Source organism: Ochrobactrum sp. C6C9, assembly GCF_022627935.1.
GTDB lineage: Bacteria > Pseudomonadota > Alphaproteobacteria > Rhizobiales > Rhizobiaceae > Brucella > Brucella teleogrylli.
The window spans coordinates 1-11,362 of record NZ_JABXGB010000060.1 but is presented as its reverse complement, the minus strand read 5'-3'; the positions used below and the strand labels follow the sequence as shown (position 1 = coordinate 11,362).

Below are 11,362 nucleotides of genomic sequence, written 5' to 3'. Positions count from 1 at the left end.
CGTAACGGCTCGCATCCGGTCTTCGTAGGAATACATGAACTACCTCCCTGATAGTCCAAGTTTTCGTCCGCACCCCCGGCTCCAGCAGCCGGCGATTGTTGAACCAGTCGACCCAGGTCAGCGTGGCGAACTCGACGGCCTCGAAGCTTCGCCATGGTCCGCGCCGATGGATGACCTCGGCCTTGTAGAGGCCGTTGATCGTCTCGGCCAGCGCGTTGTCGTAGCTGTCGCCGACACTGCCCACAGACGGTTCGATGCCGGCTTCGGCGAGGCGCTCGGTGTAGCGGATGCTGACATATTGCGATCCGCGGTCGGAATGATGAACCAGACCGCCGCGATGAACGGGCCGGCGTTCGTGCAGGGCCTGTTCGAGAGCGTCGAGCACAAAGCTCGCGTGGGCGGTCCTGCTCACCCGCCAGCCGACGATACGGCGCGCATAGGCGTCGATGACGAAGGCCACGTAGACGAAGCCCGACCAGGTGCTGACGTAGGTGAAATCCGAGAGCCAGAGCTTGTTCGGAGCCGGCGCGTGGAAGACCCGATTCACATGGTCAAGCGGGCACGGCGCGGCCTTGTCCTGCACCGTCGTGCGGATCGGCTTGCCACGAACAACACCGTGAAGGCCGAGATCGGCCATCAGCCGCTCGACCGTGCAGCGCGCGACATTGAAGCCCTCCCGCACCATCTGCCGCCAGACCTTCCTCGCGCCGTAGACCTCGAAGTTCTCGGCGAAGACGCGTTCGATCGCCGGTTTGAGCTCCAGGTCCCGCTTCGCCCGCGCCGACAGCTTCGCGGGATCAGTGCGCTTGGCGACATGATCGTGGTACGTCGATGGGGCGATCGGCAGCACCTTGCAGATCGGCTCGACCCCATGCGCCTCGCGGTGATCGTCAATGAACGCGATCATCGTTTGAATGGGCGGTCGAGCTCCGCCTGGGCAAAATAAGCGCTCGCCTTGCGCAGGATCTCATTGGCCTGCCGGAGCTCGCGGTTCTCCCGCTCAAGAGCCTTTATCTTCTCGGCCGTGTCCGTCGGCAAGCCGGCCCTCCTGCCGGCATCGATCTCGGCCCTCTTTACCCAATCCAGTAGAGTGTGCGCCGAACAGCCGATCTTGGCGGAGATCGACTGGCAGGCAGTCCAGCGGGAGGAATGATCAGCTTCGTGATCCAACACCATCCGCACGGCACGCTCGCGCACCTCAGGGGAAAACTTGTTCGTCGTTTTGCTCGTCATGGCTCCATCCTATTTGGAAGTTGGAGCCTCCGGCAAACCCGGGGCGGTTCAGACTGTTTAATCAATCGCTAAGAACTTGGATGCCGTTTTCTCGGGCATTGGGGAGACTAGTGACCGAGCACGTAGCGGTCCCCTAAAGACAAGGGTACAGTTGGCTACAGGCTGTATGACCCATAGAAAAGAGCGAATAACCTAGGCATTTACGTTGCTGCGGGCAACAACCTTCGGTGCTCATCCTTGATGACTTGGTGCGGAACGACTGGCGAGCGCGAGAATGCCAGCAACGGTAATCAACAGTGACCCCACCAGCATTGCTACATCGGGGAGGTCTCCCCAAACGATGAAGCCGGCCACTAGTGACAAAGGTAGGGCAGAGTAACGAAACGGAGCGATCTCAGCGAGCGTGGCGATGCGCGTTGCTTGTACAAAAATCCAGGTACCTGCAGCAGCGAAAACCCCTGCGTACGCAAGAAGCATGAAATCTTGAGGGTGCATCGGCAGATAGCCTCGAGTGGCAATGATCGGTGCAACAAGCACTGGTACCGAGAGCGTCGTTAAGAGGGCGACGAGCCCGGATGAAATATCCGCCGACGTTTGTCGTGTGAACAGATCACGAGCGCTAAGAAGAAGAGTAGCAGAGCATGCAAGAAACAGGGGCAAGTTCACCCCGGTGGAGATCGGCCGCGCGAAAATCATTACGCCAATGAAGCCAAGCACCACACTTATTGTAAGTCTTCTCGTCAGCCGTTCACCAAAGATCAGGGCGCCGATAGCAGCAGAAAGAACGGGCGCGAGCATCATGATGGCGGTTAGTGTCGCCAGCGGCATTTCAGCCAGGGCAAAGACGAAGGCGAGACTTGCAAGTCCGTCGCAAGCGGACCTGATTATCACTGCCGGCATTAGCGCGTGCCTCCAGCTGTAAGTAGTACCACTCAGCCTTAAGAGAAAGAGAAGCGAAGCGGCGCCGATCACGCCTCGAACCATCATGACCTGAAGGGTATCGAACCGCTCAGTCAGCAGTTTGGTGGCGACATCATTCTGTATGTAGAGAGTCATGGCGACGATCACGAGGGCGGCGCCCTTCAGGGCCTGGTTTTGCATCGCCTATCGCCGGTAGGACCTGTCGATCCGGTCGAGAAGCCGCAGGTGAGCATCCCACTCCAGAACGAGATCGCCTTCGTCGAATGAAACGATGTCTGCCTGCTCAGCCACCCTGGACCTGACCGAAGTTTCAGGCAGGTTGATTTTGCGGTTCATCGAAAGCGTCGAAACCTGGATTTCGCAAGCGAGATTAAGATAATACATTAAGTTGAACGCCTCTGCGACACTGCGTCCGACCGTTAGCAGTCCATGGTTTCGAAGGATTAACGCTCGCTTGTCTCCAAGGTCGGCAACAATTCGGTCGCGCTCCCCGATATCAAGCGCTATGCCCTCGTAGTCGTGATAGGCGACATGTGGCTCCAGTCCTAGAGCGATCTGGTTCAGCGGGAGAAGGCCTTCCTGCAGGCTGGAAACGGCAATACCCGCTCTTGTGTGCGTGTGAATAACACAGAGTGCATCATGCCGCGCACCGTGGATGGCGCTGTGAATTACAAAGCCGGCTCGGTTCACCCGATAGGGATTGTCTCCGATTTTGTTTCCGTCGAGATCAATCGTGACCAGAGAGGAAGCGCTAATTTCCTCCCAAAGCAACCCGTAAGGATTGATCAGGAAGCGACTGCCGTAATCGGGCAGTCGAAGTGTGGCGTGTGTATAGATGAGATCTGCCATCCGGTAATGGGCTATCAAACGGTAACACGCCGCCAGTTCGACCCGATACTTCCATTCGGCGATGTGCATTTGCATTAGTGCGCGCTCCTTGTCGTTCAGGTGTCGTGATCGAGGAATTTAAGCAGCCGCTCAGCCGCGGTCGTGAGTTCCTTCGTTTCCCCGGCAAAACAAAGCCGAAAGTAGCCTTCGCCCGCCATGCCGAATGCTCGCCCTGGCGCGAGGCCAACTCCGGTTTTCTGCAGCAGCCTTCCGGCAAATGTCGTGGAGTCGGCGATCCCGTCGATGCCGAAAAACAGGTAAAAGGCTCCGGCAGGCGCAAAGTGAATGCGGGAAGAGGTTGCTAAGATGGAGGAGACCCCCTCAAGCCCTTTGCGACACCGCTCCATCTGCGCGGCCACAAACGCCTCGCCATCGTACAGCGCGGCGCAAGCGGCGCGCTGCATAAATACCGCGACGCCAGAAGTCGAATACTGGATCAGATTTTCGATGGCGGGGCCGACGGACGTCGGGGCCTCAATCCAACCGATCCTCCAGCCGGTCATCGCCCAGTTTTTCGAGAAGGTGTTCACAAAAAGGACGCGATCCTCTTCGGTTATCAGCGAGTGTAGCGACGGTGCAGTCAAGGCATCGGAATAGGTAAACCGACCATAAACCTCATCGGCGATGATCCAGAGGCCATGCCTCCGGGAGAGGTCCAGGATCGCCTGAAGAAGGAGGTGATCCGCGATCCAGCCGGTCGGGTTCGAAGGGGAATTCAGGAAGATCGCGCGGGTCTTCGCTGAGATCGAGCCCTCGAGGAGGGCAAGATCCAGAATCCAGCCGGCCCGGTCGAACCGCATGGGGACCTCCCGGACGTGGGCGCCAGCTACCCCGACAGCCGCGGCGAAGTTCGGCCAGGCGGGGGTCGGCACCAGGATTTCTTCACCGACCCCCGCAGTCAACCGAACCGCCAACTGGATCGCCTGCATTCCGGACCCCGTGACAAAGAAACGCTCGGGTTCGAACTGTTTACCGAAAAGACTGCCATAAACGCGATCATGATATTGGGCGAGCGCGCGGCGAAGCTCGGGGATACCCGGCTGCGGCATGTAGAATGTTTCGCCCTGCTCAAGCGCGGTCGCCGCCGCGCGATAGATCACGGGGGGTGTCGGTAGGTCGCCCTCGCCAACCCAAAGCGGGATGATGTCGGATCGTCCAAAACCATGCTTCATAATCGCGGCGATGCCGCTCGCTGGCGCCGCCACGGCTTGTGGGCTGATAGACAACAGTGAGGGGCTGGTCATAAAGGGCTCCAGACAAAAAAATGGGTCAGCGGCCAAGCAGAGGCAGTCCGTTGACCCGTAAAACGCGCCCTTGACAAAGGGCGCGGGGGAAGGGCTTACTGGTGATCGTAAGGATTGCCGCGCGTCACGAAGGGTACGATGCTGATCCTTCCACTTTCATCGGACCGGTAGCCGCGCACGCCCGCATAGGAAATCTTGTTGGTGTCCAGGAGGCTCTTGGCCGCCTCTTCCTGACCTTCGGGAACATACAGAAAGAAGATGCGCGTTTCGTATTCCGGCAGCGGATCGCCGGCTTCGGAAGCCGCCCTCCAGAGTGGTACCTTTGCCGGATCAAGAACCTCCTCGACGTCGCCGATCTCGCGCGTATTGCCGTCGGAGTCGATCACGACGATGTCGGGGTAGTATTCGCCCGAGGGACCGCGCACCGCACGTTTTTTTTCCGGAGCGTTGGTCAAAGTGGTGTAATTGGCGGGCCATGTCGTCTGGCCCGGAAAGGGGAAGCGGTTGGCCGCAACGAAGGCGACAACCTCGTCATGCGAAGGTACTGGCATCGTGTTCTCCTTGTAGGGTGTTGAGTTCACAGACGATCCGCCTTAGAGCACGGACCATTCGTCACCGCGGGGCGTGACAATCCATTCCGGCCAGCGATGGTCTACTGGCGCCTGGAAATCGGAAGGAAGCTGTGGCGGCACCCATCGCGATCCGCCAACCCCTCCGCCGGTTCTCTCACAGAACTCCTGCTGGGCGCGTTGGAGGGCCGCGCGATCCGTCATCATGTCGAGGATCGTCGTGGAAATGACGTCAGCCGCCTTGCTCCACATCGGATCGATACAGGCTGGGTCGCCGTTCATGGCGTGCCGAAGCCACTCGCCATAACGCTTGCCGGCCGGATCCGGCTTAAGCGTTGGACGGGCGACATAAAGACGGACCGTCGGCGCGTGCCAGGTGTATTCGACATAATCGTCCGCGGCGTAATTGAGCTGCCAGGCCGGCAATTGCTGACGAAAGGCGTCTTCACCCTCCTGTGGCGGGGTCAGCCGCATCATGTTGTCGATGAAGGGCTCGTCCATCGGCTCGATGCCGTGATTGCGTTGTCCCTCGCGGGCGAATTGCTTGGCCGCTTCGCTCCATACCGGCGCGCCGAGCTTTTCGAAATTTCGGAAGGTGAGTTCAGCAAGGGTGTGGTTTGGTAGGCCAGCGCGGGTCTTTGTGATCCAGTCCGCGCGCCAGGTGCAATGGGTCATCGCCGCGATATGCTCGGCATTGCGGTCGAGTACAGAGAAGACGGTCTCGCACATTTCCAGTTTCGGAGCCCGCATGGAATACTGTATCTGCGAATAGGCGGGCGCCAGGTTGTCGGCCGTTGCCTGCCCGGCGACGGGAATGAATTCATTGAGGGTCCAGGCGCCGGTGTGGGGCAGCAAGGATTCCTTCATCATCTTTGAATTGGTGTACATGAGGCACACGGCGTCGATGGCACCCGGTGCGCGCGCGGTCGCGTGTGCATGCGCTACGGCGCCGCCTCGACTTTGGTCGAGCCAGGTCTCCGGGGTATCGCATTCGAACGTATAAATTCGGCTCCAATAGGGCGCGCTGGTCGTGTCCCAGAAGCAGCCATTGGTGAGCGCGTTGAAGGAATGCGGATGAAAGCTGATCGCGGCATCCAGCCCGTCGTAGTAGCCGTGGGCTGCATGGACCGGCTTGGAACCGCACATCTTTTCAGCCGGCTCGCCGAAGAACCGCAGAGTACCAGTGATGCCATGCGCTTCCATGGCCTTCTTGGCCGCTAGAAAGCCAGCGAAAGCCCCCATGCCGAGCGCGGAATGGGGATCAGTGTGGCCAGCGGCATGTTTGGTCGTTCCGGGCCTCGGCGCGCGGCGCGGCTCAGCGATCTGGGATTGGCCGGGCACGGCATCGTATTCGGCGTAGCCGCCGATAACGGGTCCGTCACCATTCGACCAGGTCGCGCAAAAGGCGGTCGGCATACCGGCAGACCCCTGCTCGACCTCGAAGCCTTCTTCCCGGAGCCGATCGACATACCACTGGGACGAGCGGTATTCGCGCCAAGAAGGCTCGTGAAACGACCAAATCGTCTGATGCCAGATGGAGATGAGCGCACGATTTTCATCGAGCCAGTCCAGGGCATGGTTTTGGGCGAAAGAAAAATTGCTTCTGGTCATGTGCGCTCCCGTGTCCGCTCTCGAGGCGCAACAGGCCGTCACCGTTCTCGCAAGAGAATGGCCGCTGCGCGTCAAGGCGGTTCAGAAAATTTTAGATTGGCCTGGCACAAAGAGTATGCCGCGTGGGCCGCCATCTATGCATAGGGGATACGAGAAGACTGTGCAAGTATAAATTTGGAGTTGACTCCAATTTTGTTACGTGGATTCTTCGATAACCCCGCGCAGTACCATTTCCAAGTGCGGGATCCCCCATTCGCGCATCGCTTCAGGTTTCATCGTGCTCGAAGTGACGAGCCGGGCGAGCGCAGCGCTGCCGATACCGAGAAGCAGATCGCAGAGCACGGAGAGATCGACGTCGGGCTTGATCCGCCCGTTTTGTTGGTAGACCGCGAGCATGCGCATGTACTGGCGCCGCAGCAGCAGGTCGAGGCGCTTTCCGGTCCGATGCGCTATGCCGCCGGTGTCCAGGAACTGCGCCGACATGACCACCCTCCAACATTCGCGGGTAAGGTGGCGCACGGCCTGATCCGCCAGGAGGCGCTCGAAGGCCAGGATGCCTTCTACCGGATCGTCAGGGAGGGTTTCCAGGTACTTGCGCCGCTCGGGCAGGGCTGCCTGCACGTGGCGAACCGCAATCTCCATTAGGAGGTTCGGCTTGTTCTTGAAGTAATTGTAGACCGATGCGGGTGCGACGGAAGCCAGCTCGGCGATTTCCTCGATCTTCGTGATCTCATAACCTTGCTCGCGAAACAAGGCATCGGCGGCGTCAAGCACCTGCTCCACCCGCTTCTTGCGATGCTTGATCCTCAGTCCTCCGGTCATGTCTTGTCCTTCCTCACGGTCATGGGAATAAGCAATATCGTCAAAATTGAGCTAGCCTCTATTTTTAGAGTTGACACTAAGTTTGTAGTCATAGAACATGTCAATATATTGAGCGCGGTTCAAGTGGGAAGCGCAACCTATCGACAAAATAATGAAGGCAGCCGGTCTTCCCATCACCAGAGCCGCCGGTCGCGCGCGGTCGCAGAATGGAGAATGCCTTTTGCTCAAACTCATCGACAACCCACCGCAATGGCCAAACGGCGCACGCTGCGCTGTTTGCTTCGCGTTTGACCTCGACGCGGAAAGCCTGCTGCACCTTTACTACCCCGAAGATTCGATGCGCCGCATCACTCTCTCCTCGGCCTTGCGGTATGGCCCGAGAATCGCGGTGCCGAGGCTTATCCGGATCTGGGAACACTACGGTATCAAGCAGACGGTGTACGTTCCCGGATGGTGCGTCGAAACTTACCCGCAAGCCGTGGAGCAGTTGGCTGCAGCCGGACATGAAATCGGCCATCATGGCTGGCTGCACGAGCGGGTCAACGCCCTCGACGCAGGCGACGAGGCGACAGTGTTGAAAGCCGGCATCCAGGCTATCGAACGGATCACCGGCAAACGGCCGGTCGGTTACCGCTGCCCCTCCGGTGCCTTCTCGCCCGCCACGCTCGACCTCCTGATTGACGAGGGCTTTGCCTATGACGCCTCGCTATCCGGCGACGACGTGCCCTACCTGATACGCAGTGACAAGGGGGCACTCCTGGAATTGCCTTCGGACCACGCGCTGGATGACTGGCCGCAATATGTAAACATGCGCGATTTCAATCACATGCTGCCGATCCAATCGCCACAGCAGGCCATGCAGGTATTCCGGTCGGAATTTGATGCTGCTTGGGCGAACGGAGGCCTTTGGTCCTCGGTGTGGCATCCGTTCGTGTCGGGAAAGCCCGCTCGTGCCCAGGCCATGGTGGACCTCATCGAATACATGCATGCCAAGGGAGACGTCTGGTTCGCCACGATGGAGGAGATCGCGGCGCATGTGCAAGGTCTCGTGAATAGCGGAGAATGGAAGCCGCGCGAGGAGAAACTACCTTTCTGGCAGCAGCCGGTGCCGCAAATCGTTCGCCCGGTGCGTTAGCCTGAAGCGTTTCAGTATCAGTCAAACCAAAATAAAGAGGGAACAATGCGTAAAATTGGAATTCTAGCTACCGCAGCCCTCGCCGCCACGCTATTTACCGGCGGCGTCTTCGCCCAAACCGTGCCGAAGGACATCAAGGACTCCGGCAAACTGATTGTTGGCACCGAGCGCGACCACCCGCCGATGGAGTTCATCGATCCCAAGACGAACGAACTCGTCGGTTTCGACGTCGACCTCATCCGCGCAATCGCGACCAAGCTCGGGCTGGAAGTCGAATTCGTCCATTCCCGCTTCGAGGGCCTCACACCCAACCTGCAATCGCGCCGCATCAACCTCATCATAAGCGGGATGTACGACACGCCGAAACGCCGCGAGAGCTTTGACTTCGTCGATTACCTCAGCGCTGGCACTACTTTCTACACGCTCGACAAGAACACTGAGATCCAGGAGCCGAAGGATTTCTGCGGTAAGGTCGTTACCACCAATCGCGGCACGACATATCCAGACTCGGTCAAAAAATGGAGCGAAGAAAACTGTGTTGCCGCCGGCCTTCCTGCCATCGACGTGATCACCGACACCGACATGGCATCCGAGTTCCTCTATATCAACCAGGGGCGCGCGGTCGGCGCTGTGCAGGGCACCGAAGCGATCCCAACCGTGCTCGCGAGTACGGATGGCCCCTTCCGCGTCGTCGGCAAGCCGTTCACCAACGTGCGCATCGGCATCGGCTTCAACAAGGAAGACACTGAACTGCGTGATACGATCCTCAAGACGCTCGAGGACCTGTTCAAGTCCGGGGAATATCTCCAGATCGTCAAAAAATGGGGCCTCGACGCCAGTGCGCTCGATGCGCCCACCGTCAATGCGGGTGATGCGCCGTGACGCTCTCGTTCCCTCTCGAAGACCGGACAAACGACCAGCGAAAGCCGAATATGGACGTCATTGACATCTCGAAACTCAAGCATGCGCGCCCGCTTCACCTCGGGCGCCTTGCAACCGCCGCCGTCCTGCTGGCTGCGGGAGCCTACATCGGTTACGCATTCGCGGTCGGCACCATCGACTGGCCGGTCGTCGGGGAGTACATGTTCAGCGAGCGCATCATGAGGGGTGCGGTCACCACCGTCGTCATCTCGGTGATCGCCATGGCGATCGGCATCGTCATCGGCATCCTGACCGCCATTGCCCGTTCCTCGCGGAACATGGTGCTGTCCTCAGCCGCCATGTTCTACACATGGCTGTTCCGCGGCGCGCCCATGATCCTACAGCTCCTCATTTGGTACAATCTCGCCCTTGTTTTTCCGACGATCGGTATTCCCGGCCTGTGGGAAGCCAAGACGGTAGTCGTGATGACACCGCTTGCCGCGACGCTCATCGCTCTGAGTCTCAATCAGGGCGCCTACACGTCCGAGATCATCCGCTCCGGCATGCTGGCCGTCGATATCGGCCAGTACGAGGCGGCCAAGTCGATCGGCATGACTTACTCCGATACTTTGCGCCGGATCATCCTACCGCAGGCGATGCGCGTGGTCGTGCCACCGCTCGGCAACGAGTTCATCGGCCTGCTGAAGGTGACAGCGCTTGCCAGCATCATCGGGTTCGGCGAACTGCTCGGAACGGCCCAGGACATCTATTACAGCAACGCCAAGATCATGGAGATGCTGTTTGTCGCCACCATCTGGTATCTGGCGATCGTTTCCCTTCTTTCCGTCGTGCAGATGTGGATTGAAAAGCGTTTCGCGCGCGGCTTCGCAAACAGCGGGAGGCACGGATGAAACCCCTCGTATCGGCCGTCAGGCTCGGCAAGAAATTTGGCGACCACCAGGTCCTTCACGATATCAACATCGAGATCATGCCGGGCGAGGTCGTTTGCATCGTCGGCCCTTCCGGATCGGGCAAGACCACGTTTTTGCGCTGCATCAACCAGCTGGAGACGATCGAGATGGGAGCGCTCTATCTCGACGGCGAACTGACCGGATACCGCGTCGAGAACGATGTCGTGCACCGCCTGACCGACAAGGAGATCGCCCGCCAGCGCCGGATCACTGGCATGGTGTTTCAGCGGTTCAATCTCTTTCCGCACATGACGGCGCTGGAGAACGTCATGGAAGGGCCGACGCGGGTCCTGCGGCAGGACCGGCAGGCCGCGCGGGACACGGCGATGGGCCTTCTTGCCCGCGTCGGGCTCGGCGACCGGGCCGACGCCTTTCCCAACAACTTATCGGGTGGGCAGCAGCAGCGGGTCGCGATCGCCCGGGCGCTAGCGATGCAGCCACGGTTGATGCTCTTCGACGAACCGACATCCGCTCTCGATGCCGAACTCGTCGGCGAAGTGTTAGCGGTCATGCGTGATGTCGCGGCGACAGGTATGACCATGGTCATCGTCACACACGAGCTGAACTTCGCCCGCGAGGTGGCGGACAAGATCGTGTTTATGGCGGACGGACGCGTGGTGGAGACCGGCCCGCCCGAGCAGGTATTAGAAGATCCGCAGGAGGCTCGAACCAAAGCGTTCCTGGCGGCGGTCGTCAGCAAGAAGCAGGACGCCGCCTGAGCGGCTGCCGACCATATGTTAACCTCACTTCGAAGGACGTGCCGAGGCCTCATCTCGGCAAGCGATAGAGCCATGCCCGCCATCATCATCAAACCGGACCGCCTCCTCGCCGACCTGCACCGGCTCCGTACGTTCGGAGCCTACAAGACAGGTGTCCATCGCCCCACCTTTTCGCCGGAGGATATGGCGGCGCGCCGCTGGCTGGTGGCGCGTATGCAGGAAGCCGGCCTCTCGTCACGCATGGACGGGATCGGCAACATCGTCGGCGAAAACACTTCTGCGCGGCGGCGGCTTCTCGTCGGCTCGCATTCCGACTCGCAGAATCATACCGGTTGGCTTGATGGCGCGGTGGGCGTCATCTACGGACTGGGAGTTGCCCGGGCAATCG

At 59.7% G+C, this 11,362-nt stretch carries 10 protein-coding genes, 2 pseudogenes and 1 other annotated feature; of the genes and pseudogenes, 5 read left to right on the top strand and 7 right to left on the bottom strand.

The window, feature by feature from the left end; genetic code table 11:
* Nucleotides 1-76: 76 nt before the first annotated feature.
* From HWD97_RS23565 to HWD97_RS23535, 7 genes and pseudogenes are all read right to left on the bottom strand, one after another.
* Nucleotides 77-1,233: pseudogene (locus HWD97_RS23565) on the bottom strand (IS3 family transposase); the annotation flags it as partial.
* Nucleotides 833-949 (bottom strand) — a sequence feature (AL1L pseudoknot). (Overlaps the previous pseudogene by 117 nt.)
* Before the next feature lie 231 nt (nucleotides 1,234-1,464).
* On the bottom strand, nucleotides 1,465-2,334 hold the full coding sequence (locus tag HWD97_RS23560; protein WP_109365667.1) for a DMT family transporter: 870 nt from the start codon (nucleotides 2,332-2,334) through the stop codon (nucleotides 1,465-1,467).
* Nucleotides 2,335-2,337: 3 nt separating this feature from the next.
* Nucleotides 2,338-3,072 (bottom strand): class II aldolase/adducin family protein, encoded by a 735-nt coding sequence (locus tag HWD97_RS23555; RefSeq protein WP_244597059.1) that lies wholly within the window; start codon nucleotides 3,070-3,072, stop codon nucleotides 2,338-2,340.
* A gap of 26 nt (nucleotides 3,073-3,098) precedes the next feature.
* Nucleotides 3,099-4,286, bottom strand: a complete 1,188-nt coding sequence (locus HWD97_RS23550) for a pyridoxal phosphate-dependent aminotransferase (RefSeq protein ID WP_109365669.1) — start codon at nucleotides 4,284-4,286, stop codon at nucleotides 3,099-3,101.
* A 95-nt stretch (nucleotides 4,287-4,381) separates the two neighbouring features.
* Nucleotides 4,382-4,837, bottom strand: a complete 456-nt coding sequence (locus HWD97_RS23545; protein WP_109365670.1) for a hypothetical protein — start codon at nucleotides 4,835-4,837, stop codon at nucleotides 4,382-4,384.
* Between the two features lie 42 nt (nucleotides 4,838-4,879).
* Nucleotides 4,880-6,466, bottom strand: a complete 1,587-nt coding sequence (locus HWD97_RS23540) for an amidohydrolase (RefSeq protein WP_371835738.1) — start codon at nucleotides 6,464-6,466, stop codon at nucleotides 4,880-4,882.
* Nucleotides 6,467-6,661: 195 nt separating this feature from the next.
* A complete protein-coding gene (locus HWD97_RS23535) occupies nucleotides 6,662-7,288 on the bottom strand; it encodes a TetR/AcrR family transcriptional regulator (protein ID WP_109365672.1) in 627 nt (208 codons plus the stop codon).
* A 220-nt stretch (nucleotides 7,289-7,508) separates the two neighbouring features.
* On the opposite strand from HWD97_RS23535, the gene HWD97_RS23530 reads away from it, so the two are divergent.
* The 5 genes and pseudogenes from HWD97_RS23530 to HWD97_RS23510 all read left to right on the top strand — a co-directional run.
* Nucleotides 7,509-8,423, top strand: a complete 915-nt coding sequence (locus HWD97_RS23530) for a polysaccharide deacetylase (RefSeq protein WP_109366387.1) — start codon at nucleotides 7,509-7,511, stop codon at nucleotides 8,421-8,423.
* Between the two features lie 45 nt (nucleotides 8,424-8,468).
* Nucleotides 8,469-9,305, top strand: coding sequence for an ABC transporter substrate-binding protein (locus tag HWD97_RS23525; RefSeq protein WP_109365673.1), 837 nt, complete (start codon nucleotides 8,469-8,471; stop codon nucleotides 9,303-9,305).
* A 50-nt stretch (nucleotides 9,306-9,355) separates the two neighbouring features.
* Nucleotides 9,356-10,195 carry an amino acid ABC transporter permease gene (locus HWD97_RS23520; RefSeq protein WP_109365674.1) on the top strand — a complete coding sequence of 280 codons (840 nt, stop codon included), beginning with the start codon at nucleotides 9,356-9,358 and terminating at the stop codon, nucleotides 10,193-10,195.
* Entirely contained in the window at nucleotides 10,192-10,974 is a 783-nt protein-coding gene (locus HWD97_RS23515; protein WP_109365675.1) for an amino acid ABC transporter ATP-binding protein, read from the top strand. Before HWD97_RS23520 ends, HWD97_RS23515 begins: the two co-directional genes overlap by 4 nt.
* A 72-nt stretch (nucleotides 10,975-11,046) precedes the next feature.
* Nucleotides 11,047-11,362: pseudogene (locus HWD97_RS23510) on the top strand (Zn-dependent hydrolase); the annotation flags it as partial.